This is a genomic window from Streptomyces sp. AK02-01A, assembly GCF_033795305.1.
Taxonomy (GTDB): Bacteria; Actinomycetota; Actinomycetes; order Streptomycetales; family Streptomycetaceae; genus Streptomyces.
Genome location: NZ_JARBAE010000061.1, coordinates 1 through 24,641 on the forward strand (window position 1 = coordinate 1; position 24,641 = coordinate 24,641).

Here is a 24,641-nt window from a genome sequence, read left to right on the forward strand (position 1 = left end):
GGCCGGGGAGGTGGGCGGGGGTGCGGCGGTGCCCGGGCTCGGCGTGTCCGACGGCGGTGCGGTGCTCGGCGTGTCCGACGGCGGGGCCGTCCCCGGAGTGCCCGCCTCCGCCGGCAGATGGCGGCTGACTTCGGCCGTCGTCAGGCCGAGCCCGCCCAGGGTGATCTCGTCCCACGCCTGGAGCCGCTTGGTCGCACGGTCCAGATAGAGCACCGAGGCGCGTACCTGCTCCGGTTTGTCGTTCTGTACGGCGCGCAGACCGCCGCCGCCCGTGGAGCCCTCGATCTTCAGCCGCGTGCCGTACGGCATGACCTCGGTCTCCCGGTGGTGCACATGGCCCGCGAGGACGAGCGGGACCAGACCGTCGGTCTCGCGAGCCGCCACCGGGTTGTGCGCGACGGCGATGTCCACGGCGGTACCGGCCTGTTTCTGTCCCCGGAGAGCGGAGGCGAGCCTGATGCCCGCCATGCGCTCGGCCGCGTCACCCAGGGCCGCCGTCGAACGGTCGGGAGTGAACTGCGGGTCGCCCCAGCCCGCCACGCGCACTCCGGCGACCGTCACGGCCCGGCCCTCGTCCAGGACCCGCACGTTCTTCATACGCCGGAGGTATCGCTGGGTGAGTTCCGAATCATGGTTGCCGCGGACCCAGACATAGGGGACGCCGAGATCGGCGATCGGATCGAGGAAGCCGTTCTCGGCGGCCGAGCCGTGGTCCATGGTGTCGCCGGAGTCGATGATCACGTCGATCCCGTACTGCTCAACGAGCGAGCCGATGATGTGCCAGGCCGCCGGATTGAGATGGATGTCGGAGACATGCAGCACCCGCAGGGTGGCCGGGTCCGGCTGGTACGTGGGAAGCGTCGACGTCGCGTCGTACAGCTTGGTCACATTGGTGACCAGCCGCGCCAACTCCTTCTGGTAGACGTCGAAGTCGGTGACGATCGAGCGGGCGCTGCCGACGACCTGCGGCGCGGAGGAGAGCAGTCCGGAGAACTTCGGCTCCAGTACCGACTTGGGGTTCCAGGTGGCGTACGCGCCGGCGCCGGAGGCGGCGAGCAGGGTGAACGCGAGCCCGCCGGCGGCCAGCGCGCGGCGCGGCCGGCGGTAGACGGCGAGGCCGAGAGCGACCGCTCCGGAGACCACGGCGACACAGGAGCGCACGGCCAGCTCCGTGGCGCCGTCCCGGACATCGCCGGTGACCTCGCTCTGGAGGCCGGAGAGGCGTTCCGGATGCTCCACCAGAGCCTGGGAGCGGACCGGGTCCAGCCGGTCGACATCCACATCGAGCCGGATGGGCGCGGTGTGGGTGCTCAGCTCCAGCGCGCCGAGCGGCGAGACATTGATCTTGGTGCCGCCGGTCAGTGACGGCCGCAGGGTCATCCGGGTGTCCATCGGGCCGACCGGGGACCTCACGCTGCCGAGGGTCAGCAGTCCGAGCCAGGCTCCCAGGAGCACCACCGCGATCAGGCCGGCCGCGCGGGTCCAGGGACGGGAGGAGTGGCCGAGCGCGGTCGTCGGGCCTTCGCGGCGGGATCCGGGACGGCTCCGGACGCGGAGGAGCGTGGCACGGAAGGCGAAACGGAGCACATCACGGGGCATTGGGGCCGTATGCCCAGGCCGGTGGAGCGTCATGCGCGGCGCGATCCGGCCGGTCCCGGGGCCGTTCCGGCCACCGTCGGCGCGCGGATCCGCGGAGGCCGGCGCGCGACCGGGCAGACGTGATCGCGTGACCTACGTGACAATGGCGGGGTGCTGGAGATGACGCGCGAGGAGTTCGAGGAACTGGTCGCCGAGGCGCTGGACCGGATCCCGCCGGAGCTGACGCGGCTGATGGACAACGTCGCGGTGTTCGTGGAGGACGAGCCCGAGGCGTCCGACCCCGAGTTGCTCGGGCTCTACGAGGGGACTCCGCTGACCGACCGCGGCGAGTGGTACGCGGGCGTGCTGCCCGACCGGATCACCGTCTACCGGGGGCCGACGCTGCGGATGTGCGAGACGCGCGAGGACGTGGTGGCGGAGACGGAAATCACCGTCGTGCATGAGATCGCGCACCACTTCGGGATCGACGACGAGAGGCTGCACGCGCTCGGATACGGCTGAGTGAGCGGTCCGGGACCGCCGGAGTGTCCGTCCTGGCCCGTCCTCGGGCATTTGCGCCGTCGCTCCGTGTCTCTGTCGCGTCTCTGGCGTGTCCCTGCCCAGGAACAGGGCGCGTCCGGGCGTGTCCCCGGTGAGGAAAAGGGAGTTGGGCAGTGAAACTCTTCCCTCGCCGTCGGCGGGGAGACCCCACTCATGCCCGGAGGTGCCGCTCGTGCGCCAGTTCTCCGCACCAGGCCGTCTCGTCGTCCGGATTGTCACGTCTCTGGCGGTCGCGGCCTCCGCGGGCTGTATGAGCGTCGGTGACGACGAAGGAAAGCAGGCCCCGTCGCGCCCGGCGGACAGCCGCGGCGCCGCCGTAGAGCCCGACGGCGGTACGAACTCGGGCGCCGGTGTGCGGGCGCCCGGGGCCGCGCGGAGCCATCCGGGAGAGGACGGCGTGGAGCACGCCGGCGCGGACGACAAGGGCAAGGACGGCTCGCCAAGACCCAGTTCGCGGGCCGAGTCCTCACCGGAGCCCTCGAAAGGGGCGCGGTCGAGGCCCGGTGGGCCGACTCCGCCGCGGGACGAGCCCGTACCGCCGAAGGAGCCGCCGCGTACCCAGCCGCCCGCCTCCCAGCCGCCCGCGCAGTCCCCGGCACCGGATCCCGGCCCGGGTCCGGATCCCGAGCCGGAGCCGGAGCCGGTCGACCCGCCGACCACGTCGCCGGCGGCGGACATGCGTACCGCGCTGATGACGATGGGAGACGGGATGGGAATGCGGAAGGAGCCGCTGGCGTCACCACAGGCGGGACCGGTATGAGCGCGCCGTCAGGCGTGAGCGCGGCCCGTGTCCGGTCCGTGTGCGGCCTGCGCGAGGCCGGTATGGGGCCGGTATGAGAGCGGTGTGAGAGCGGTGTGACGCAGGTCGCCGCGGAAGCGGTTTGCCTAAGAGGGGGGAGGGTGCGTATGGTAGTAGATCGTTTGATCATTGCCCGGCGCCGACACAGAAGAGCGCCGCGTGGCGCGTACTCTCCCTTGCCGTGGCTGGACCGCATTGAGGCGGTCGATTTGCGAATCACGGAGTTTGGGCGCGTGCCGAGACTCCGGAAGGTTTCGCATTTCGCATGTCCATTTCCAGTACTGACCACGCCGTCATGCCCGAGAACGAGTCCACCGAGACCGTCACCGATGTGATCGTCGACACGGTGGAGACCGTCGAGGGACCGGAGGCCGCAGTGGCCTCCGAGACGGCCACCGAGGCCACCGACTCTCCTGAGGCCACCGATTCCGCGGAGACCGACGAGGCTCCCGAGACTCCGGGACTCACGTTCACCGACCTGGGCCTGCCGGACGGCATCGTCCGCAAACTCGGACAGAACGGCGTCACCGCGCCCTTCCCGATCCAGGCCGCGACCATCCCGGACGCGCTGGCCGGCAAGGACATCCTGGGCCGCGGCCGCACCGGCTCCGGCAAGACCCTCTCCTTCGGTCTGCCGCTGCTGGCCACGCTGGCCGGTGGGCACACCGAGAAGAAGAAGCCGCGCGGCATCATCCTCACGCCGACCCGTGAACTGGCCATGCAGGTCGCGGACGCGCTTCAGCCGTACGGCGACGTGCTCGGCCTGAAGATGAAGGTCGTCTGCGGCGGTACGTCGATGGGCAATCAGATCTACGCCCTGGAGCGCGGCGTCGATGTGCTCGTCGCCACGCCCGGCCGGCTGCGCGACATCATCAACCGCGGTGCCTGCTCGCTGGAGCAGGTCCAGATCGCCGTCCTCGACGAGGCCGACCAGATGTCCGACCTGGGCTTCCTGCCCGAGGTCACCGAGCTGCTCGACCTGGTGCCCGCCGGTGGTCAGCGCATGCTCTTCTCCGCCACGATGGAGAACGAGATCAGCACGCTGGTCAAGCGCTATCTGACCAACCCGGTCAGCCACGAGGTGGACAGCGCGCAGGGCAATGTCACGACCATGACGCACCACGTGCTCGTCGTGAAGCCGAAGGACAAGGCCCCGGTCACCGCGGCGATCGCCGCGCGCAAGGGCCGCACGATCATCTTCGTACGTACGCAGCTCGGCGCCGACCGTATCGCCGAGCAGCTCCGCGACTCGGGTGTGAAGGCCGACGCGCTGCACGGCGGCATGACGCAGGGCGCGCGGACCCGGACGCTGGCCGACTTCAAGGACGGCTACGTCAACGCGCTGGTCGCCACCGACGTCGCCGCGCGCGGTATCCACGTCGACGGCATCGACCTGGTGCTGAACGTGGACCCGGCCGGCGACCACAAGGACTATCTGCACCGCTCGGGCCGTACGGCGCGGGCCGGCAAGTCCGGTGTGGTCGTCTCGCTGGCGCTGCCGCACCAGCGCCGCCAGATCTTCCGGCTGATGGAGGACGCGGGCGTCGACGCCTCGCGCCACATGGTCGGTGGAGCCGGCGCGTTCGACCCGGAGGTCGCCGAGATCACCGGCGCCCGTTCGCTCACCGAGGTCCAGGCGGACTCCGCGAACAACGCGGCGAAGCAGGCCGAGCGTGAGGTCACCGACCTGACCAAGCAGCTTGAGCGCGTCCAGCGCCGCGCCGCCGAACTCCGCGAGGAGGCCGACCGCCTGGTCGCCCGCGCGGCGCGCGAGCGGGGCGACGACCCGGAGGCGGCGGTGGCCGAAGTGGCCGCCGAAGCCGAGCGCGCGCTGGAGGCCGCCGCGGCTTCCGTACCGCACCAGGCGGCGCCTCGCGAGGAGCGCCGGGACAAGCGTGACGACCGCGGCAACTTCGAGCGCCGTGACGACCGTGGCGGTTTCAACCGTGACCGTCGTGACGACCGTGGCGGCGAGCGCGGTGGCGAGCGCGGTGGCTTCAACCGCGACCGCGGCGGCGACCGTCGTGACGACCGCGGCGGTGACCGCGGTGGCTTCCAGCGCCGTGACGACCGTGGCGGTTTCAACCGTGACCGTCGTGACGACCGCGGTGGCGAGCGCGGTGGCTTCAACCGCGACCGTAACGAGCGCAATGACCGCGGCGGCGACCGTGGCGGCTTCCAGCGCCGCGACGACCGTCCCTCGGGCGGCTTCCGCCGGGACGACCGCCGGGAGAACGACCGCGGTGGCGAGCGCGGCGGCGAGCGCGGTGGGTTCAACCGTGACCGGAACGAGCGCAACGACCGTGGTGCCGAGCGTCGTGACGACCGCGGCGGCCGCACCTTCGAGCGCCGCGACCACCGCACCGGCAGCGACCGTCCGTTCAACCGCGACCGCCGGGACGACCGCCCGGCGAGCGGTTTCCGCTCCGGCGGCGGCCACGACCGCCCGTACACCGCCCGCCGCGACGACCACCGCGGTGGCACCACGGGCACCGGCACCGGCTCCTTCGGACGCCGCGACGACAAGCCGCGCTGGAAGCGCAACGGCTGACCGGCGGCTGAGCTGATCCGGATCTTCGCGATCCGGACCTGACGCCGCGACAGGGCCCGTGTTCCGCCTTCAGGGTGGACCACGGGCCCTCCGCGTCCCTCCCGGACCGCTCCGTCCGCCCACCGCCGCCGACGCGCGACATCCCCGCGACCGGATACCCGATCGGCGCACCGCTCCGGGCGGGCTATGCTCGTGGGTGTTGTGCCGAGGGCCGTTAGCTCAATTGGCAGAGCAGCGGACTTTTAATCCGTTGGTTGTGGGTTCGAGTCCCACACGGCCTACTGTTGGCGGGGGAGGGGAGACCTTCTGACCTGCGGCGGAGCGCATCGATCAGCTTTTGCCGGTGGGGGCGCTTCGTCGTTCCCGGCCTTTTGCGTGAGCGATGCGTGAACAGACGGCCCGGCAGCAGCTGCTACTGAGGCGGCCTTACGGGCACGGGGGACCAGCGTGGCGGCGGCTTCTGCCGCAGCTTTGTCGCCCTCGGGCAGCAGGCTCGTGTACGTGTCCGAGGTGAGCGTGATCGTGGAGTGGCGAGCAGCGTCTCCTTGATCGTGTGGAGGTCTCCACCGCCACCGTGGGTAAGGGTCGTGGTGACGTGCCGCAGGTCCCGGAGGGTGATGGGCGGAGGGTCGGTGCTCGCGAGGATGCGGCGGAAGGTCTCCGAGGCCGTCTCGGGATGGAGCCAGGACCCGTTCTCCTGCGTGAACACCTTGCCGGTGTCCTGCCAGGCGGTGCCCCACTTCTCCTTTTCGTTGAGCTGGCGCTCGCGGTGTTCGCGGAGGACGGCCACGTTCAGGCTGTCGAGGGCGATGGTGCTGGCGCTGCCGTCGGTCTTGGGCGGGGACTCGTAAGGATCCCCAGCCGTCGACCACGAACTCCTTGGCGGGTTTGATCAGCCCAGCGTCCAGGTCGACATCGGTCCAGTCCTGCCCGACGCCTTCGCCACCCCGCAGACCGCGCGTGCCGGAGAATTTGGAAGAACGCGTACAGCCGCTCGCCCTCGGCCGCATCGAGGAAGGCGCCGAACTGCTCCGGCGCCCGGACCATGCAGGCAGGGGCTTCTCACCGGTCGCCGCCAGCGCGCCACGCGCTGCTCGGTCCACAGCAACGGCTTCGGTCGCTTGCCAGACTCCAGCTCAATGTGGGCTGCCGAATTGAACGTGGTGAGCTGCTGGCTGATTGCCGCGTTCAGCGCGGCTCGCAGCGTTCGCCGGATGCTCTGCCGGGTCGCGGGCCCGGTCGGATTCCGGAACGGCTTCATCTCGGCGAGCTTCGCCCGCTCGACGGCCAGGTGCACCCGCTCGGCAGCCACTGGGCAGCCCGGCTTGCTGACCTCGTTGGCGTCGGCGATCGCGTCGAACATCTCCACCAGGTGACGGACGTTGAGCCGATCAAGGCGTACGTGACCGATGCGCGGCTTGAGATGAACGCGGATGTGGGAGGCGTAGCCGTTGGCGGTCGTCGCATCGAACACGACTACCGGGAGATGAAACAGGTCCTCGGCCTGGCCCACTTCGAGGACTGAGCACATAGGCACGGCCCTTGAAGGAACCGGCGGCCGGTCAGACGGCCCAGCTCAAGTCAGACCACGAGGCCGCCTGTCTCAGCTGCCGCCCGCCTGGAGGCACCAGCAAGTGCCACAACGCCTCGCAGGCTCCTCCAGCTGTCGGCCGGTCTCACTCTTCTGCGGTCGGACCGAGGAGCGTCAATCCCACCAGGCGCCGCACCTCGTCAGCGCAGCCCCAGGACAGCGTGACTCCAGCCCCTCCATGCCCGTAGTTGTGCACGACCACAGCGCCGTTCTCCCGCCGGTCAGCCTCCACCCGGACCGTGGCCCGGGTCGGCCGGGCACCGATCCGGTGCTCCAGGACGCGGGCTGCGGCGAGACGGGGTTCGACCTCGGCGCAGCGGGCCAGAATTCCGGCCACCGCATCGTCGTCAGAGGCTACGCCACCCTCTCCGTCGATGGCCGTGCCGCCTAGGACGACGGTTTCGCCGTGGGGGTAGAAGCACAGCAGGTCCGGTGAGAGGCCGGTGTCCTCGGAGAAGAACTCGGTCAGCCCCGGGTTGGTGACGACGACGTGCTGGCCGCGGATGGGCCGAAGGCCAGGGTCCGGGAGCAGATCCTTGGCACCGAGGCCCGTGCAGTTGACGATAACGGTGGCCGGGTCGGCCTCCAGGAGCGAAGCCAGGCGTCGCCGCTCGACTGTTCCCCCAGCGGCATCGAGCCGACGCAGGAGGTAGTCGAGGTAGGTGGGCATGTCGATCAGTGGCACAGTGAACCGGTAGCCGGTCGAGAACCCGGCCGGCAGTTCGGCCGGCCCGCACGGCCGGAAGCCGGGGAGGGCGGTGGCCCAGTCCGGTGGCGCCTCGGCCGTGCGGGATGCCTCGATGCCGCTGGTGAGACGGACGCCCGTGGCCGGATCCTCGGCCAGCTCGCGGAAGATCTCCAGCGATCGTTGTCCCCACCGGTCGACCTTGTCCTTCGGTTCGACCAGATACGGGCCCCACATCGCCCCGGCCGCCAGCGACGTGACGCCGGGCACCTGTTCGGCGATCACGTGCACCGAGGCTCCGGCCTCGGCGAGAACGACGGCGGTGGTGAGCCCTGCCACCCCAGCCCCGACAACGACAACACGCTCCCCTGCGGCCATGATCCTGACCCTAACGGCCGGGTGACGTCGACGGGGCGTGTTGAGCGAGGGCCTGCTCCAGGGTGGGCAGGAAGCTGCGCACGTGGGCATTGCGCTGACGGCGGCGCAGGTCTGCGGCGAGCTGGTGGAGCAGGGCCGCGCTGCGAGGCGAGCGCACGACGTCGAGGCGGTCGGCGACGATGTGGCCGACCTCGCAAGCGGCCTCCAGATCACCATGGGCGATGTGACCCAGGGCCAGCCAGGCCCCTTCGAACATGGCCCGGCGCTGGCTGGGGTCGCCGCGCGGGACGTCATATGCCCCGGACCGGAGCATCTCCGCCCCCTGGGCGAGGAAGCGCCGTCCCCTCGTGCCGCCGTCCGCCTTCAGCTGGGCGCGGCCCATCTGGATGAGCCCGTAACCAGCTTGGCAGTCCAGGTGGTTGTCGGTGAGGAAGTACATCCAGCGTGGCTCTTCTTGGCCGCCGTCCCGGCTGGCGATCAGTTCGCGGGCGGCCCCGCGGGTGTGGGCGAAGTCGTTGTCCCGGCCGGCGGCGGCGTACGCGTACGCCAGCCGGGAGAGGACGGATGCCCGTACGACCGGCGGGGCAGCGTCGCTGGCTCTGCGGGCGGCCTCACCGAGGGCAATGGCGTCCGCAGGGTGGCCCCGGCTCGCCGCCTGGAAGGAAAGGTCGCCGAGGATGTGGGCGCATAGGGGCAGGTCGTTGACCTGATGTGCTGCACGCAGCGCCGTGGCGAAATAGCGCTGCGCCAGACCGTGATCGGCGGCGTCGAAGGCCATCCAACCGGCCAGCTGGCCGATCTCCGCGAGTGCGCGGATCATGCGGCTCGCGACGCCAGGAGAGTGCCCGCCTTCACGAATCAGGAGCCCGATCGCACGGAACTGGGCGCCCACATAAGGGAGGTGACGCGCCCCTCCGTGCTCGTCGTCGAGCGCGGAAAGCAGGGGTAGGTGCAGTTCGACCTGGTCCACGAGCGGATCGGCTCCCAAGGACGGCGTGATCCGGGGCGCGTACTGGCCGCGCCCTGCGGTGCCGTCGAGGTACTGGGCGACGATCGCGAGAAGCCCCGCGCCCGAGATCGCGAGGAACCGGCGTCGGTCGAGAAGCCCTCCCATCACCCAGTCCTCCACGATCGCCTCCATGCCCTGCACGGTCCAGGGCCGTGCGAGATCCGTGTCAGCCGGCACGAGCGCCGAGGAATCGCCGACGCGGCCCTGCCAGAGTTCCGCCACCGAGACAGATTTACCCAGTTCCTGGGAGAGCACGTAGGCGGCCATCATCGGTAACGGTGAGCGCGGCAGGGAGCCGGCGTCCCTCCAGTGGTACGGAGCCGACTCGGCCACCGTCCCCGTCCCGAACACCCTGTTGAGCTTGCGAGCGAGCGCCTTCGGACTCCACCCGAGCTCGTCGAGGCAGCCCGCCAGTACGGCATTGGGTCCCCTTGCCTGCGGTGCCACGTGCGACCACCTCTTGCCCCAGTGGTTCGTCCATCACTTCCCGTGCTCTCCCTCATGGTGACGCCCTCGGGCAGCTGATTCACCACCTTCCCAAGGAAGTTGACCGAGTTGACCCGTTGATCGGGTCCTGCGCGACCTCCCTCCTCCGGTGTTCTTGGATCCCGGCGGAAGGCGCCGCCCTCGGTGCCGACGGAAAAGAGGTGGGCCTTGAAACACCGCACGAGCACCTCCCGAAGCCGTTTCGGCAGTGTGCTGGACCACGACACCGAGCGTCCGGCCTGCGTCCCGGCGTCCGGGCACACCGACGGCGCCGGCGCGACCACGCTGATCACAGATCTGCCGTACGGGCCGAAGGCGGCCGAAGTCGCCCGGAGGGCTGTGGCCGTTGCACTCCACGGCACCGAGGCGGGCCTCTTCGATGACGCCCGCCTCATCACGTCGGAGCTCGCGACGAACGCGTTCGCCTCGGGCAGCCCGCCCTTGGTGCTGTGCGTCGACCGCACAAGCCTGACCACCGGCCGTCTGGAGGTCGAGATCACCGTCACCGACGGCGGCTGCTCTCACCTCGCACCGTTCTCTCCTCAGGCTCCCGGCGAGCAGGCCGAATCGGGACGAGGTCTGATCATCGTCGCGGCCCTGGCCGACGCCTGGTCGCTGACGACCGGCACCCACGGCACCCGCGCCTGGTGCCGGCTCACCCGCGAGGCCAGCGCTTCGACGGCCAGCACCTGACGCCCACGCCCGCGATACCCCGTCTTTGAAGGAGGCACCACACGGTGCGCATCGACCATGCGACTCCAGCGCCCCCGCCCACGGCCGTACCGAAGGCAGTCCGCCGACCCCGTGTCGTCGTCGCCCTCCACGAGGGCTTCTACGGCGCGGCGTCGGGCACCGGATTCAGCAACCGTGCCTTCCTCACGGCCCTCGCCCGCCTTCTGCCGCCGGGCCGCCTCTCCGTCATCACCCCGCACGTGCCGGAGACAGCGGGAGCGCACGACCGGCGGTGGGCCAGCGAGGTCCAGCAGATGCTGCGGCAGGCCGAGGCCGACGTCATCACGATCCCGGAGGTCCAGGCGGCGCCGGACTCGATCCACGGCTCCGTGCAGCTGTGCGACCTGGCCGGCGACGCGGCCGTACGCATCGCTGATCGAGCGAGCCGGTGCCTTCTCATCGGCCTCGACATCCCGTTCCTCGGGCTGGCCCCCTACACGTCACCGACCACGGGCCTGCTGCTCGTACCCCGTTCCACGACCGCGCTGACGCGCCCCAAGGACATCTCACGCGTCCGCTGGGAGCGCGACGCCCTGCGGGCGGCCACCGTCCGAGGCGGGCGGATCGGCGCCATCTCCTCCCACATGCGGGGCCACCTCATCGTCAGCTACGCAGTTCCTCGGAGAAGCATCGTGAGCGTCCCGAACGGGCTGATCCAGGAGGAGATGACCCGGCCGGCAAGCGTGCCGCCCCTGCCCGTCAAGGCCCGCGCCGGATTCCTTCTCACCATGGGCCGGGCCGTTCCGACGAAGGGTTTCGACGACCTTCTGGAGGCGCTGCACCTCCTCAAGGAGCAAGGGGCCCGCACTCCGCACCTGCTCCTAGCAGCCGTGACCTCGGACAAACACGAGCGCCCCACGGCGTACCAGGAGGACCTGGCGGCGCGCATCCGCGCATACGGCCTGGACGCGACCTTGATCACGCGCTTCACCCCCGCGATCCGCACCTGGCTGCACAATCCGGCCCTGCGCGCGGTCGTCGTTCCCTCGCGGGAGGAGCCCTTCGGACGCATCCCCCTGGAGGCGTTCGCCGCCGGCGCGGGCCCGGTGGTGGCAACCAGTGCCGGCGGGCTGGCTCAGACCGTCGTCGAGGGCGAGACCGGCTTCAGCGCCGAGCCACGGGACGCAGGATCCCTGGCGTCCGCGATCCATCGCGCCCTGGCCGTCCTGCCCCGAGAACGCGAGCGGCTCAGGAGCGCCGGGGCGGCCCTGGTGCGCTCGCGTCACGACTACGAGGCCAGCATCAGCTCCGTCATCAAACGCATCGCCCCTTGGGCTCTGGTGCCGTCGCCCACTGCGGAGGGCCGAGCGTGATGAACCGGCCCGTGGTGTTGATCAGCATGGAGTCCCCGCACTCCTTCTGGCGGTTGTCCGCCGAGCACGAGCATGCGCTGTCCGCCGCCTTCCCCGGTGTCGAATTCCGTACGGCGACCGAGGAGGCCGTGTCGCACCAGCTGGCCGAGGCCAGCGTCTACTTCGGCTGGAGGTTCGAGCCGTCGTGGCTGTTTGGCGCGCCTCATCTGAGGTGGATCGCCTCCCCGGCGGCCGGCACCGACCATCTGCCCGTCGCCGAAGCCCGCTCCGCCGGGGTGGCTCTGACCCGCTCGTACGGATTCCACGGCAGGCCCATGGCCGAGCACGCCATGGGGATGGTCCTGGGTTTCTCCCGCGGACTGTTCATGAGCCAGCTCGTTCAGCGGAACCGGACCTGGTGGAAGGACGACCTGGCCGAGGAGTTCTTCGACTTGGTGGGGGCGACGATGACCATCGTCGGCTGCGGCAGCATCGGAGAACACCTCGCACGTGCTGCCCGCTCCTTCGGTATGCACGTGATCGGCGTACGGCGGACGCCGCCGGTGGCCGCCGAGAGCGGGATCACATGGATGCAGACATCGGCGGTGCACCAAGCGGTCGCCGTCGCCGACGTTGTGGTTGATCTGCTGCCCGCCACCCGGGCCACGGACCGCTTCTTCGACCACGGCCTCTTCACGGCCTTCAAGCCGAAGTCCGTCTTCCTCAACCTCGGCCGCGCGGCGACCGTCGACCAGTCTGCCCTCTTGGCCGCCCTCAACGCCGGCCACCTTCGAGGCGCCGCTCTGGACGTCTCCGATCCGAGACCCCTGCCCGCCCGCCATCCGCTGCGGCTCCACCCCCGGGTCGTGCTCACGCCGAAGAGCTCGACGCTCTGCCGCACGTACATGGACGAGGCAGTCGCGTTCTTCGCCGACAACCTGCGCCGCCATCTCACCGACCAGCCGCTCAACGGCCTGGCCGAGGTGCTCACTACCCGCTCCCCCCTCGTAGAAGGCTGACCGATGCCCACCGCAACCCAGCGCGACCTGGCCGCCGCCTTCGTCGCGACCGGCCGCAACCACCCCTACCTGGCCTTCACCCTGAACTCGCTCTGCAACCTGGACTGCGTGTTCTGCAAGCCGCGCTGCATGCCGGACTACGGGCACAAGGACCGTCCCCTGACCGCCTTCGACTACGCCGCCATCGCTGCCGAGGCCGGTGCCTGGGAAATCAGGAAGGCGCACTGCTCCGGCGGGGAGCCGACCCTACGGGCGGACATCCTCGACGTGATCGCGGGCCTGGCCGACGGCCTCGGGCCCGACGCCGCGATCGGCATGACCAGCCACGGCAACCTGCGCCGCGGACTGAGCGTCGAGAAGCTCCACCGTGCCGGCCTGACGTACCTCAACCTCAGCCTCCACAGCCTCGACCCGGCCCGGTCCGCCGAGATCATGGGCGGCGGCGACCCACGCATCACCCGGCGCACCCTCGACACCGCCCTCTCCTTCGGCCTGCGAGTGAAGATCAACTGCGTTCTCCAGCGCACCTACCTGGACGACGCCTTCGATGTGGCCGAACTCGCCCGCGACCTGCCCATCGCCGTCCGGCTGATCGAACTCCAGAACATCGGCCCCGCCCAGGCGCTCTTCGACACCGAGTTCATCCCCGAGGCGGAGGTACGCGACCGTCTCCACGAGTGGTTCGCGAACGCTGGCGAGGTCCGCAGAGAGGAGCTCGGGGTCCGCAGCCCCGGGCAGTACCTCCGCCCCGACGGCTGGGCGGGCTCAATCGGCTTCATCTCCAACTCCAGCTGCGCCACCTGCTCCGACGCCAACCGCATCAAGATCACCCCCACCGGCGTGGCCCGCCCCTGCATCCTCCACGACCGCGACATCCCTCTGAAGCCCCACCTCTCCGACGGCACCCTCGGCGACGCCTTCGGCCACCTCTTCCAAGCCATGCTCGACCGCAACACCAACGACGCCTGGCAAGGCTTCCACTACGTCGACTACGACCTGCGCTGGGACCGGATGGAGCGCCCTGAAGGCACCCCGGTGCTGCCCCTGCTCCCCGTCCTGACCACGGGCGCGGCTCAGCCCGCCTGCGCCCGCCCCTCCGCCGGGGAGCGGTGATGGCCGTGGTCGAAGCGCCACCCCTCTACCTGGGGCTCGGAGCGCTGTACGAGCGCGAACTGGAAGCCCACGGCATCGGCGCGGTGATGCTCACCCACAAGTGGCAGACGGCCGACCTGCTCGCTCCCCACTCCGACATCGACGTACGGATCCTCGTTCCCCGGACCCCGGCGGACTGGGAGGAATGGAACCACCGTTTGGCCGCCGCGCACACCGCCGCAGTCGGCCGGGAGATCTCCCATCGGCGTCTCCTGGAGCACCCGCCCGGCTTCGCGTTCACCGTGGCCGAGGCGGACGGACGGCTCGTCTCCGCGCCCGAGCTCGCGACCTGGTCGCTGATCAGCGGGAGCGCCCGGGACTTCCAGCGCTGGAAGTCCCGGGCGCAGATGGCGCCGTGGTGCGAGGTCGACGAGCGGTTCTACAGGGGAACCCTCCAGGGGCGGCTGGGGGGCCGATACCAACTGGCGGCGGACAGCACCGACAACGTGCTGGAGGACATCACCGCCTACCGGCGCCACTGCGTGGCCTGGCACTACCTCGCCCCGTGCTGGTTCGCCGCAGCCGCGCTCGCGACACGGACCCGATGCCCAGGCAAGACGGCCGCCCTCACGCAGTGGCGGCCGGACGGGCTGGACGGGTACGCCGAGCTGTTCCTCGGACACGCCGAAGACCGACCCGACGCCCGTCCCCGCAGCCCGCGTCATCTCCTTCGCACGGCCCATGTCGCCCTGGAGGCGGCCATGCGCCGCGTCCCCGACGCCGACCGCCCTGTCGGCCAGGGCGAGGAGCACGCCGGGACTGGCTGGGTGATGACCGCCGGAATGCTTCGCGTACGTGTCGCCCGTTGGCTGTACTACCTCGACCCGCCAGCCGGCGTGGCGACCGACTACCTGATCCGGCGCGAGGCGAAGGAACTCCGAGCCGCCGCGCAGACTCTGGACGCGATCGCGGCGGACGGGGCCACCTCCGCCCAGCGGCTGGCCGCCCGGATGGCGGCGCTGATCCCCACCGGCCCGGCCACCGTCGGCACCCTGCGCGCAACCCTTTCGCTCTGGCACCGGCAGAAGTCCACCGTGCAGGACTTTCTCAGCCTCACCCCCGGTGACGTCCACCCCTGACACAAGGAGTCCCGCCATGCCCGCGCGTGCGCCCCTGCGCCCCGCCCTGAAGACGGCCAAGATCAAGATCACGACGAAGTGCAACCGGTCCTGCGACTTCTGCATCTTCGCCGACGGCGCCCAGGGCGAGAACATGTCCCTGGAGCTGTTCTCCACCATCCTGGCCCGGCTGGAGACCATCCCCTTCCAGCAGTTGCACATCAACGGCGGCGAGCCCACCGTGCACCGGGACTTCCCCACCCTCAGTGACGCGGCTCGCACCCGCCTGCCGGACAAGGTCATGGTCCTGGGCACGAACGCCATCACTCTGGCCCGCAACAAGCGGATCATGGAGGCCGCCCTCAGCTCGTACGACCAGATCCTCATCGGCTGCGACGACGAGCACGAGAACTACGACGAGGTGCACGCCGTCGTGCCCCGCCTCCGCGAGGCCGGCAAGACCGTGGTCATCAACAGCGTCCTGGAAGGCATCAGTTCCACCCGCCTGATGCAGCTCGCGAGGCTGTGCGACAGGTACGGCGCCATCCACGTCACCAACCACGTGCACCACGTCGACGTTGGCCAGCCGGCCAACGAGCTGCGCGGCATCTGCGACCGCTACCTCGACCAGCATCTGATGATCGAGATGGACGGCTCCTGCTACCGCTGCTTCAACGCCATGGCGAAGGACGACAGTGAATTCAGCATCTGGGACGAGGACTTCGCGGCCAAGGTATTCGCGCCCCGCGGTCACCACTTTCGGTTCTGCCTGCGCTGCCACGAGTACACCGACTCCGGCGCCGCTCTCATCCCCGTTCCTGCCCTCACCGTCTGACCTTAGACCGGAGGTACACGACCATGCCCGCAGTCCTCGGACTGAACTTCCACCACGACACCAGCGCCGCCTTAGTCGTCGACGGCCGCCTCTACGCGGCCGAAGAGGAACGCTGGAGTGGCGTCAAACACAACCACCCCATCCGCAAGGGCAAGCTCACCGCCCCGACCCGCGCGCTCCAGTGGTGCCTGGAGGCCGCCGGCCTCGAACCGCAGGACGTCGACGCCGTCTGGGCCGCCTCCATGCGCCCCAACCCCGCCGCCGGCTGGTGGCTGGCGGAGGAGCGCGACGAACTCGCCGCCCTCCTGCCCGCCCCGCTCGGCGAACATCTCCGCCTCCTCTCCCACCACACGGCCCACGTGCTCTCCGGCTACCTGCTCTCCGGCCACGAGCACGCGGCGGGTCTCGTCATCGACGCCGGCGGCTCCTCCCTCGGCTCCGACCACGGCCCGGGCCGGGAGCGCATCACCGGGTACGACCTGTGGCCTGATCGCATCGACCGCCTCCACCAGGGCGTGCCGACCGTTCTCCCCAGCCCGGCCGGACCCCGGCGCGTCCACTCCTCGCTCGGGCACTTCTACCGGAACCTCGCCCGGCGGGTGATCCCGCCCGGCGACGAGCCCGAGGGCAGCATGATGGCGCTCGCGGCATTTGGCGATGCGCAGCGCTACGGAGCGCTGATCCGAGACCTGGTTCGGCTCGGCGACGACGGCGAGGTTCGCATCGACCACCCCTGGGGCTCGGCGGACAGCAGTACACCGCTGCTGCTCGGCAGCCGCGCCTGGACCGCCGACAACGTGGCGGAGCAACCGGAACACAAACGGGCCGATCTGGCCGCCGCCGTCCAGGAGGTCTTCGCCGAATCGGTCGTCCATATCGCCCGCCACCTGCAACGGCTCACCAGAGCCTCGACGTTGGTGTTCTCGGGTGGGTGCGCGCTGAACTCCCACCTCAACGGCCAGTTGGCTGCCGACAGCGGCTTTGACACCCTCTTCGTGGCGCCTGCCCCGCACGACGCGGGCACCGCCGTGGGCGCCGCGCTCTACGGCTGGCACTACCAACTTGGGCAGGGGCTCCTCCCCGTGCCGACCGACGCGGCCTGGGGCCCACGCCCGGGCGCCCTGCCGCCGATGGCGGTGCCGACCGGATACCGCGCGTTGACCGACCTCGGGCAGACACTGGCCCCCACGGTTGCCGCGCTGCTCGCGGAACACCGCATCGTCGGCTGGGTACAGGGGCAACTCGAATTCGGGCCACGAGCCCTCGGCCACCGCTCGATCCTCGCCCACCCTGGCCACGCCGCCACGCGAGACCGCCTCAACACGATCAAGAAGCGAGCCTCGTACCGCCCCTTCGCTCCGGCTGTCCTCGCCGAGCACGCCACGGAGTGGTTCATGTCGGCCGGCGATCCCTTCATGAACCGTGTCGCCCGCGTCCGCCGATGCCGAGCGGACCGCATCGCCGCGGCCACCCATCACGACGGCACCGCCCGCATCCAGTCCGTCGCCGCTGACCACCTGGGCCTGCGCGAACTCCTGGAGCAGTTCCACGAGCGCACCGGACTGCCGCTGCTGCTGAACACCTCCTTCAACCGAAAGGGCACCCCGATCCTGCGGACCGCCGAGCAGGCCGTGGCAGCGGCGGCGGACCTCGGCCTCGACGCCCTCGCGGTCGGGGACACCCTGCTGCTCGCCGACCACGTGTCCGACCCCCGTGCCACGGCCCTCCGTACGAGGTGAGGCGGATGAAGCCCATCGACCTGGACCACGTCTTGACCGTGCTCAGCGCCGCCTCGTGGAGCACGGACGATCAGTCCCGTGCCCGCGTGGCTGGCGTCCTCGCCCTCACCGTCTACGACGGACACACCCGCGACCAGGGAACCTCATACCTGGAACACCCGCTGGCCGTCGTCACGCTCTTGCGCGCCGAGATCAGGGTCAGCCACCCCGAGACTCTCATCCTCGCCCTCCTCCACGACGCCCTGGAAGTGGCTCCCGAATCGGAGGCACTACTCGTCCAGCACCTCGGCGCCCGGTTCACCGCTCGCCTGCGTGCCATGACGGCCGACCACCGCCTCGAACAGCGTCCCAAGGCCGTCGGCGACGAAACCAGCTGGCGCTTCAAGCAGGCTGCCCTCCCAACCGAGGACCTCCTCGTCCGGCTCGCCGACCGCCTCCACAACCTGCGCGATCTCGCTGCCTCGCCCAACGTCGACAGGCGCCGGCGCTTCCTCCAGAGCCTGGAGGACTTCTACCTCCCGCTCGCCGACGCTGGCTGCGGCCTCAGCCCCCACCTGGCGGCCATGCGCGCGCTGCTCCACACCGAGTACGTCCGACACCAACAGGAGGTACGTCCGTGAAGCGGGTCGTCTACTCGATGGACCCGGTCGGCCGGACCGGCGGCCGGGTCTACCTGCGGATGCTCCACGAGGCGACGGCCGACGACGTGGAGTGGCGCACGGTCCCGGACCACAAGCGCACTTACCGCGTCCGCCGCTGGCGCAAGCTCCGCCACCTCGCCCGCCTGGCCCCGACGGTGCGGGCGCTGGACGGCACCACCGGCACCTTCATGTGGGACGACCTGAGCTTGCTGCTCTTCACGCCGGAGATGCGGTCCCGCACAGTGTTCCTCCTGCACCACTACGAGCCGTTGCAGCACGACTCCGCCCCCGTCGAAGCCATGCTCTGGCAGCACCTGTTCCGAGTGCTGCCGCAGTGTGCCACCGTGGTGTGCGTCGCCCCGTACTGGGCGGACTTCCTCCGGGCCCGAGGCGTCCGCAACGTGCGGGTGATCTACAACGCCTTCGACATGACGGAGGTCGAGCGGGCCCGCGGCTTCGACCGAACCGAATGCCGCGCCGAATTCGACCTGCCCCCGGACGCGATAGGCGTGTACGCGGGCAAGGCCGTGCACTGGAAGGGCACCGAGGAGGTCTCGGCGGCCCTGGCCGACGCCCCCGGGTTGCGGGTGATCACCAGTGGCAGCAACACCATCGGCTTCGACGGCGCCCACTACGACGTGGAGCGCGAGCGATACCTGCGGCTGCTGCGCGCCTGCGACGTCGGCGTCTTCCTCCCCCGGATGCGGGAGGGCTGGAGCCGCTGCGCGGCCGAAGCCCTACTGCTCGGCCTGCCCTGCCTGATCCGCCCGGTGGCCGGCCTGGGCGACCTCGCCGCGCTGACCGGGCAGCCAGCCCCGGACCTCGGCGGCCTGTCGGCGCAGGTCCGGGAAGCCGCGGCAGCGCGCCAAACCGAGGCCAAGGCCGCTTACGAGGCCCTGGCCCGGTTCGATGTGAACTACTTCGGCAACGCCTGGGGCGACCTTCTCACGAAGGTCGCCTGACCGGCGGCTACGCCTGCGCGGCGGCCAGCTTCTTGGCCGCCGCGTCCAGACGGACCAGCACGCGGTCACGCCCGAGCAGCTCCATGGACTCGAACAGCGGGAGTCCGATCGTCCGGCCGGTGACCGCGACCCGGATGGGCGCCTGGGCCTTGCCCAGCTTGAGGCCGTGCTTCTCGCCGACGGCGAGCAGGACGGCCTTCAGGCCGTCCGCCTTCCAGTCCACGACGGCGGCCAGCTCGGCACGGGCGTCGGACAGGATGTCGCCGGCGCCCGCCTTCATCGCCTTGTTCCATGACGCCTCGTCCTCGACCGGCTCGTCGAGAAACAGGAAGTCCACGTAGCTGGTGATCTCCGACAGCAGGGCGAGTCGGGTCTGGGCAAGCGGGGCCGCCACCTCGAAGAGGTCCTTGTCGAACGCCTCCGGGGCCCACGGCGCGTACGGGGCGACGAGCCACGGCGTGCAAGCATTGGCGAACTGCTCGGGCGAGAGCGCGCGAATGTAGTCGCCGTTGAACGCTGTCAGCTTCTTCACGTCGAAGAAGGCCGGTGCGGTATTGACGTCCTCGATACGGAAGAGCTGCTCCAGCTCCTCATACGGCATGATCTCCCGGTCGCCGCCCGGGCCCCAGCCCAGAAGCATGAGGTAGTTCACCATCGCCTCGGGCAGGAAGCCCTCGGCGAGGTAGTCCTCCAGAGCGACCTTGTCGCGGCGCTTCGAAAGCTTCTGCCGCTTCTCGTTCACGATCACCGGCAGGTGCGCCCACACCGGCGGCTCGGCGCCGAGCGCCTCCCACAACAGCTGCTGCTTCGGCGTGTTCGACAGGTGCTCCTCACCACGGATGACCTGCGTGATGCCCTCGTCCAGGTCGTCAACCACGTTGGCGATCAAGAAGACCGGAGACCCGTCGCCGCGCGCGATCACGAAGTCCTCGATCGCGCTGTTCGGGAACGCCGGCTCCCCACGGACCAGGTCGACCACCACGGTCTCGCCCTCGTCCGGCGTCCGGAACCGCAGCGCCCGGCCCTCCTCGAAGGCCAGCCCTCGCTCCCGGCAGTACCCGTCGTACCCGAGGTGCTCCGACCCGGTGCGCTCCTTCAGCTGCTCCCGGGTGCAGTCGCAGTAGTACGCCTGCCCGGCCGCGAAGAGCTGCAGTCCCGCTTCCCTATGCCGGTCGGCGTTGTGCGACTGGAAGTACGGCCCCTCGAAGGCCGCGTCCTCACCATGGATCCCGATCGCCGCGAGCGCGTTGATGATCCCGTCGATCCACTCCGGCTTGTTCCGGGCCGCGTCGGTGTCCTCGATCCGCAGCACGAACGTGCCGCCGGACTGTCGTGCCACGGCCCAGTTGTAGAGAGCGGACCGCGCGCCACCGACATGGAACATGCCGGTCGGAGACGGGGCGAAACGAACGCGAACCGGGACAGTAGACATACGCTCCAGGGTACCGACGCCGGGCAGCGGCTCCGGACCACTCCGCGTACCCCGCACCAGCGTTTCCCTCGTCCTCGCCCTCTACTCGTAGGTCTCCTTCCAGCGCTCCCGATGCCGCCGGTCCCCTTGCCCCAGGCCGTTCACCGTACCGAGTGACAGCAGCGAGGCACCGTTGTTCCACAGCCCGAGGTGATCGCGATGGACGGCGAGGATGTCGTTCTCCGTGGCGAACTTCTCAGCCGGCCCGCTGAAGTACGTGGTGGCCACGAAGATTGCCACGTCGACCTTGAAGTGCACCCTCGCGCCGAGCAGGTCCCGCACCTCCCGGCTGGGGATCTTGCTCTTGGGCGTGTACCGCTTGCACTGGATCACCATGCTCCGCCCGTCGGGAAGGCAGCCCAGCACGTCAGCCCCGTTGTCGTGCGGGCCACCGACCCTCCGCACGTTGGTGCACCCGTCGCGCCGACACAGGTCCACGACGAAGTCTTCGAAGTCCGTTCCGGTCATCGCGTCGACCTCGGCAAGCTTCCGGTGCCCGGCCTTCACAGCCTCGTCATGCCGCCACTGCCGATCACCGCCTCTGATGAACCGATCGGTGCGCCACAACCACAACCCACCGCCGGAGACGCCACCGAGAACGAGCGCACCGACGAGATAGGGCCAGATCACGTTCCAGAAGGCCACCAGGAGGACGACGCTCACGCCCCCGGCGATGACGCCGCCGCGGAGCCGCTGCTCTCGACGCTTCCGAGCCGCTGTTCCTCGCCGCTTCCGTGCTGCTGCCACGGCGCCCCTCCCTTGTCCCGTGCAGCAGTCTCGGGAAGCGTGAGGCGTCCGAGAAGGGCGCCGTTCAGCCAATGGCCGATGTCGTTCGCCTCGGCTGCTGGATGAGCAGCGGCAGGGAACATGCGGGCAGCTGTGTGTGCCGAAGCGCGCAAGGGGCTGTGCGAGCGCGGGGCTGTCTGTCAGACGATGCTCATCCCTCGGGAGCGTCGAGCGCGGCCGCTTCCGCCGTTGTCTGCTTCGGAGCGTCAGCCAGTTCCCATTCGAGAGTGCTCAGGTCGAATCCAAATCGACTATTCTCCTCCACGAACACACTCTCCCGGAAGACGAGGACAGGTTTAGCCCCCTGCCCGGAACCCTGCGCCTCCTCCCAAATTATTTGCGCAGGACGATTGCGAAATTCCTTCAGCTCCTTGTCACGCTGCTCCCCCGCTTCCATCAGCGAGATGCCGACACCGTCGGAAATGAGTTTTTTCATTTCCCCAAAATTATAATTGCGATTGCAGAGCAGCGGCGCAGCCCGCTTCCGACCCGGGTGGATTGAATCCCAGACCGAGCGGGCGTTCCTTCGCCCCCTACCTGGCGAGTTTCCCCCGAACCCAGTCATCACCGTGTTCCAGAGAACAGGACTATAGGCGCGCAGAAGGGCTCGTTCACCCAGGACGATCCAGATGTCGTCGAGGGTCAGGAACCTGACGTCGAAATGCGAAGGGTCGAGATTGTCGGCTTGCTTAATACTACTACGGTGCTCTCTTATTCGCCCGAACAGCTTTCGTTCGGTCATGTCCGGCGGGTCCCCGTAGCTGCTATCACTGGCCGACGCCTTCCCCACGTAAATAGGAATATTGAGATCTTTTAGGCCCTTATAGATCTCAAGGTCGCCTTTGTAGTAGAGCGCATATAGCCCTGCGCCCGGAAATGGCTTTACCTCGCCTAGGGGCACACGTGGACGCCCGTCCATCTCCTCTCGGAGATTGCGGCCGAGCAAGTCAAGGCCCAACGGGTCGAACTGTGGAGATGTCGCATCAGCAGGGCTGGGAGCCATGGGCGGATTCTACCGCCGCAGACGCCGACCCCCGACGTCCTGTCAGATGCGGTGGGTACGCCGAGGGTCGGCGAACTGGACTAGCTCTTCATGTTCGTCACAGATTGTTCGGATCGTGCCGATCTGCTGACGAGGCTCGCACAGCAGATATCACCCGCGCAGCGGACGCGTCAGGGGCCTCGTGCTCCCAGACACGAATGACTGTCCAGCCGGCCTCTCGCAGAAGGCGATCCGTCTCCGCGTCCCTGGCCTGGTTGCCCTCGATCTTGCTTCGCCAGAACTCGACGTTCTTGTGTGACTCCCGAAGGTGCTCCGGGCACCCATGCCAATAGCAGCCGTCGACGAAGACCGCGATCTTTGGCTTGGGAAAGACCAGGTCGGCGGTTCGCCGCAGATCGGGCAACGGCCGCGCCGCCACGCGATAGCGGAGACCCTGCTTGTGCAGCAAGGACCGGAGTCTCAACTCGGGCCGGGTGTCCTTGCTCCGATTGGCCCGCATCACCGCACGTACCGACCGCGAGGAAGCCCAGGAGCCCTCTGTTGGCGGTTCCTCGGTGAGAAGGCCCTTCTCCCAGGCCATTTTCCAGCCCTCGGTAAGGTTTGCGGCCCGAGTCTCATGCTCGACCTGTCCGAGGTAACGGGCGGGAGACTTGCCGCCGTCGGACCAGCGCAGGTACGCGCGAATGCGTCGTGTGTCGGGAAGTACCTTCAGCTCCACCGACGCCCGGGCGAATCGCCCCTCGCCGAGATCTACAGAGCGCCTGTGACGGCCACCGGCGGCTCGGTCCTGTTCGGCCGCGATGGCTGCCCGGGTTCTACCTGACCGCCCTTTCCATGCCCGATCCGGTGGTGAGTCGTGCTTCCAGCGACTCTGCGCACTGCTGGTGTGCCCGGTCACTTCTGACGCTCCTCCGCCTCATCCAGGACGGTGGCGGCCGCCTTCGCGAAGACTTCTCCAAGGGCAACGGGTACGGCATTGCCGAGCTGGCGCATTTTCTCCCCTCGGGGGCCCTTGAGCTCCCACGTGTCGGGGAACGTCATGACACGGGCGGTTTCGCGGACCGTCATGTACCGGTACTTGTACCGGACGCCGCCCTGAACGGTCTTGTCGGCCACCAACTCGTCCAGGAGCATGACCGACTCGCCGCCGGGCACACCATGCACCCCAGCCTTGACGGTCTTTGCCGGACGGTCGAGCTCGTTGGGGGTGTGCCCGTCGTAGATGCGGGCACCGGGCCAGCCAATGTGTTCGGTGAACCCGCCGAGGAAGTGCTCGGTGCGGTCCAGCCACTCATCCGGCACGTCTGGCAGGGGCTTGTTGTCGCCGATGCCGGCGATCGCGTCACGCAGGGTGTACCAAGGGAGCAGGCCGTCATCCATGGGCATGGTCTTCGGGAGGCGGGCCATGACCCACTCGCGCACATGGTCGGGCACCAGCGAATGCCGCTCCCAGTAGCTCCCGTCCTCCATGGACTGGAAAAGGGCGGTCTCGGAGTGCGTCGGCTTCACGAGCTCCTTGAACAGCTCCATGTCGACGTTCAAGTCGCGGCGGAACCCGACGATGATCACGCGGTTGCGGATCTGAGGAACCCCGTAGTCGGCGGCATTCACCGGCATCATGACGATGTCGTACCGCTTCCTGGGGTCGACCGGCTCCTTCTCGCGCCGCTCCAACAGGTACTCGTAGTGCTGCTCCCAATCAGTGCCTTCGGCTCGCTCCTCGAAGGGCAGCTCCAGCTCGCGCTGGATGTAGTCGAAGTAACGGCGAAACGAGGGCCTGAGTAGGCCGCGCACGTTCTCACAGATCACGGCCTTAGGCTGGATCTGCCGGACGGCCCTGAACATCTGCGGGAACATGTTGCGCTTGTCCTCGTCACCCTTGGCGACGCCCCCGAGGCTGAACGGCTGGCAGGGAGGACCACCGGCGAGCACGTCCACCTTGCCCGCCAGGTAGTCCAGGTCGAGGTCTTGGACATCGCCCGCGACGAGGGGCACCTTCTCGTCGGGTCCGGGGACTCGGTTCGGCTTCTGCCCGTCGGGCAGCCGCTGGGCCCCGTTGGCCTCCAGGGTCTCGCAGGCCCGCTTGGCGAACTCGTTGAAGAGCAAGGGGCGGAAGCCGGCGCGGTGGACAGCCATGGCCAGACCTCCAGCGCCAGCGAAAAGCTCGACACCCGTGCGGTCCTTCTTTGATTCTTCATGCAGTTCAGCCATTCCAAAAGCATACCGCGGAGTTGTAGATCTTCAAGCCGTTTCGAGCTGATGGTTCGTCCGCGTGTACAGGTCACCGATAGGGTTCTCGAGATCATGTCGACC

22 protein-coding genes and 1 tRNA gene are annotated in these 24,641 nt (G+C 69.4%); 13 read left to right on the top strand and 10 right to left on the bottom strand.

The window, feature by feature from the left end:
* Positions 1 to 1,599, bottom strand: a 1,599-nt coding sequence (locus PV679_RS33065; RefSeq protein ID WP_319684607.1) for a metallophosphoesterase, incomplete at its 3' end; no start/stop codon positions are given.
* Positions 1,600 to 1,749: 150 nt separating this feature from the next.
* On the opposite strand from PV679_RS33065, the gene PV679_RS33070 reads away from it, so the two are divergent.
* The 4 genes from PV679_RS33070 (at position 1,750) to PV679_RS33085 (ending at position 5,770) form a co-directional block, all read left to right on the top strand.
* Complete coding sequence (locus tag PV679_RS33070) at positions 1,750 to 2,100, top strand: metallopeptidase family protein (protein ID WP_319684608.1); 351 nt, start codon at positions 1,750 to 1,752, stop codon at positions 2,098 to 2,100.
* 211 nt (positions 2,101 to 2,311) lie between these two features.
* Entirely contained in the window at positions 2,312 to 2,899 is a 588-nt protein-coding gene (locus tag PV679_RS33075; RefSeq protein WP_319684609.1) for a hypothetical protein, read from the top strand.
* 304 nt (positions 2,900 to 3,203) lie between these two features.
* Complete coding sequence (locus tag PV679_RS33080; protein WP_319684610.1) at positions 3,204 to 5,489, top strand: DEAD/DEAH box helicase; 2,286 nt, start codon at positions 3,204 to 3,206, stop codon at positions 5,487 to 5,489.
* 208 nt (positions 5,490 to 5,697) lie between these two features.
* Positions 5,698 to 5,770, top strand: a tRNA-Lys gene (locus PV679_RS33085).
* Between the two features lie 131 nt (positions 5,771 to 5,901).
* Here PV679_RS33085 and PV679_RS36290 read toward each other — a convergent pair.
* The 4 genes from PV679_RS36290 to PV679_RS33100 all read right to left on the bottom strand — a co-directional run bounded on the left by PV679_RS36290 (position 5,902) and on the right by PV679_RS33100 (position 9,599).
* Positions 5,902 to 6,279: a hypothetical protein gene (locus tag PV679_RS36290; RefSeq protein ID WP_416069857.1), complete on the bottom strand. Its 378-nt coding sequence runs from the start codon at positions 6,277 to 6,279 to the stop codon at positions 5,902 to 5,904.
* 102 nt (positions 6,280 to 6,381) lie between these two features.
* Complete coding sequence (locus PV679_RS36295) at positions 6,382 to 7,002, bottom strand: hypothetical protein (RefSeq protein WP_416069858.1); 621 nt, start codon at positions 7,000 to 7,002, stop codon at positions 6,382 to 6,384.
* Positions 7,003 to 7,165: 163 nt separating this feature from the next.
* Positions 7,166 to 8,143, bottom strand: coding sequence for an FAD-dependent oxidoreductase (locus PV679_RS33095; RefSeq protein ID WP_319684611.1), 978 nt, complete (start codon positions 8,141 to 8,143; stop codon positions 7,166 to 7,168).
* A gap of 10 nt (positions 8,144 to 8,153) precedes the next feature.
* The gene (locus PV679_RS33100) at positions 8,154 to 9,599 is read right to left on the bottom strand and encodes a carph-isopro domain-containing protein (RefSeq protein ID WP_319684613.1); all 1,446 of its coding nucleotides are present in this window, start codon (positions 9,597 to 9,599) and stop codon (positions 8,154 to 8,156) included.
* Positions 9,600 to 9,806: 207 nt separating this feature from the next.
* Between PV679_RS33100 and PV679_RS33105 the strand changes: the two genes are divergently transcribed.
* The 9 genes from PV679_RS33105 to PV679_RS33145 are packed head-to-tail and all read left to right on the top strand — an operon-like array spanning position 9,807 to position 19,068.
* Positions 9,807 to 10,331 carry an ATP-binding protein gene (locus PV679_RS33105; protein ID WP_319684615.1) on the top strand — a complete coding sequence of 175 codons (525 nt, stop codon included), beginning with the start codon at positions 9,807 to 9,809 and terminating at the stop codon, positions 10,329 to 10,331.
* Between the two features lie 44 nt (positions 10,332 to 10,375).
* Positions 10,376 to 11,683, top strand: coding sequence for a glycosyltransferase family 4 protein (locus PV679_RS33110; protein ID WP_319684616.1), 1,308 nt, complete (start codon positions 10,376 to 10,378; stop codon positions 11,681 to 11,683).
* Entirely contained in the window at positions 11,683 to 12,681 is a 999-nt protein-coding gene (locus tag PV679_RS33115; RefSeq protein ID WP_319684618.1) for a D-2-hydroxyacid dehydrogenase, read from the top strand. The genes PV679_RS33110 and PV679_RS33115 overlap by 1 nt, the downstream gene beginning before the upstream one ends.
* Before the next feature lie 3 nt (positions 12,682 to 12,684).
* Positions 12,685 to 13,794 carry a GTP 3',8-cyclase MoaA gene (locus tag PV679_RS33120; protein ID WP_319684619.1) on the top strand — a complete coding sequence of 370 codons (1,110 nt, stop codon included), beginning with the start codon at positions 12,685 to 12,687 and terminating at the stop codon, positions 13,792 to 13,794.
* Positions 13,794 to 14,912, top strand: coding sequence for a hypothetical protein (locus PV679_RS33125; protein ID WP_319684620.1), 1,119 nt, complete (start codon positions 13,794 to 13,796; stop codon positions 14,910 to 14,912). Before PV679_RS33120 ends, PV679_RS33125 begins: the two co-directional genes overlap by 1 nt.
* A 16-nt stretch (positions 14,913 to 14,928) precedes the next feature.
* On the top strand, positions 14,929 to 15,726 hold the full coding sequence (locus PV679_RS33130; protein WP_319684622.1) for a radical SAM protein: 798 nt from the start codon (positions 14,929 to 14,931) through the stop codon (positions 15,724 to 15,726).
* A 23-nt stretch (positions 15,727 to 15,749) separates the two neighbouring features.
* Positions 15,750 to 17,465, top strand: a complete 1,716-nt coding sequence (locus PV679_RS33135; protein WP_319684624.1) for a carbamoyltransferase C-terminal domain-containing protein — start codon at positions 15,750 to 15,752, stop codon at positions 17,463 to 17,465.
* A gap of 5 nt (positions 17,466 to 17,470) precedes the next feature.
* A complete protein-coding gene (locus tag PV679_RS33140; RefSeq protein ID WP_319684626.1) occupies positions 17,471 to 18,085 on the top strand; it encodes an HD domain-containing protein in 615 nt (204 codons plus the stop codon).
* Positions 18,082 to 19,068, top strand: a complete 987-nt coding sequence (locus tag PV679_RS33145; protein ID WP_319684627.1) for a glycosyltransferase — start codon at positions 18,082 to 18,084, stop codon at positions 19,066 to 19,068. Before PV679_RS33140 ends, PV679_RS33145 begins: the two co-directional genes overlap by 4 nt.
* A 7-nt stretch (positions 19,069 to 19,075) precedes the next feature.
* Here PV679_RS33145 and gltX read toward each other — a convergent pair whose 3' ends face one another.
* The 5 genes from gltX to PV679_RS33170 all read right to left on the bottom strand — a co-directional run bounded on the left by gltX (position 19,076) and on the right by PV679_RS33170 (position 24,539).
* A complete protein-coding gene (gene gltX, locus PV679_RS33150; RefSeq protein ID WP_319684647.1) occupies positions 19,076 to 20,452 on the bottom strand; it encodes a glutamate--tRNA ligase in 1,377 nt (458 codons plus the stop codon).
* Positions 20,453 to 20,581: 129 nt separating this feature from the next.
* The gene (locus PV679_RS33155; RefSeq protein WP_319684629.1) at positions 20,582 to 21,202 is read right to left on the bottom strand and encodes a restriction endonuclease; all 621 of its coding nucleotides are present in this window, start codon (positions 21,200 to 21,202) and stop codon (positions 20,582 to 20,584) included.
* A 274-nt stretch (positions 21,203 to 21,476) separates the two neighbouring features.
* The gene (locus PV679_RS33160; RefSeq protein ID WP_319684631.1) at positions 21,477 to 22,328 is read right to left on the bottom strand and encodes an Eco29kI family restriction endonuclease; all 852 of its coding nucleotides are present in this window, start codon (positions 22,326 to 22,328) and stop codon (positions 21,477 to 21,479) included.
* A 97-nt stretch (positions 22,329 to 22,425) separates the two neighbouring features.
* Complete coding sequence (locus PV679_RS33165) at positions 22,426 to 23,226, bottom strand: very short patch repair endonuclease (RefSeq protein ID WP_319684633.1); 801 nt, start codon at positions 23,224 to 23,226, stop codon at positions 22,426 to 22,428.
* Positions 23,223 to 24,539, bottom strand: a complete 1,317-nt coding sequence (locus PV679_RS33170) for a DNA cytosine methyltransferase (RefSeq protein WP_319684634.1) — start codon at positions 24,537 to 24,539, stop codon at positions 23,223 to 23,225. Before PV679_RS33170 ends, PV679_RS33165 begins: the two co-directional genes overlap by 4 nt.
* Positions 24,540 to 24,641 lie beyond the last annotated feature (102 nt).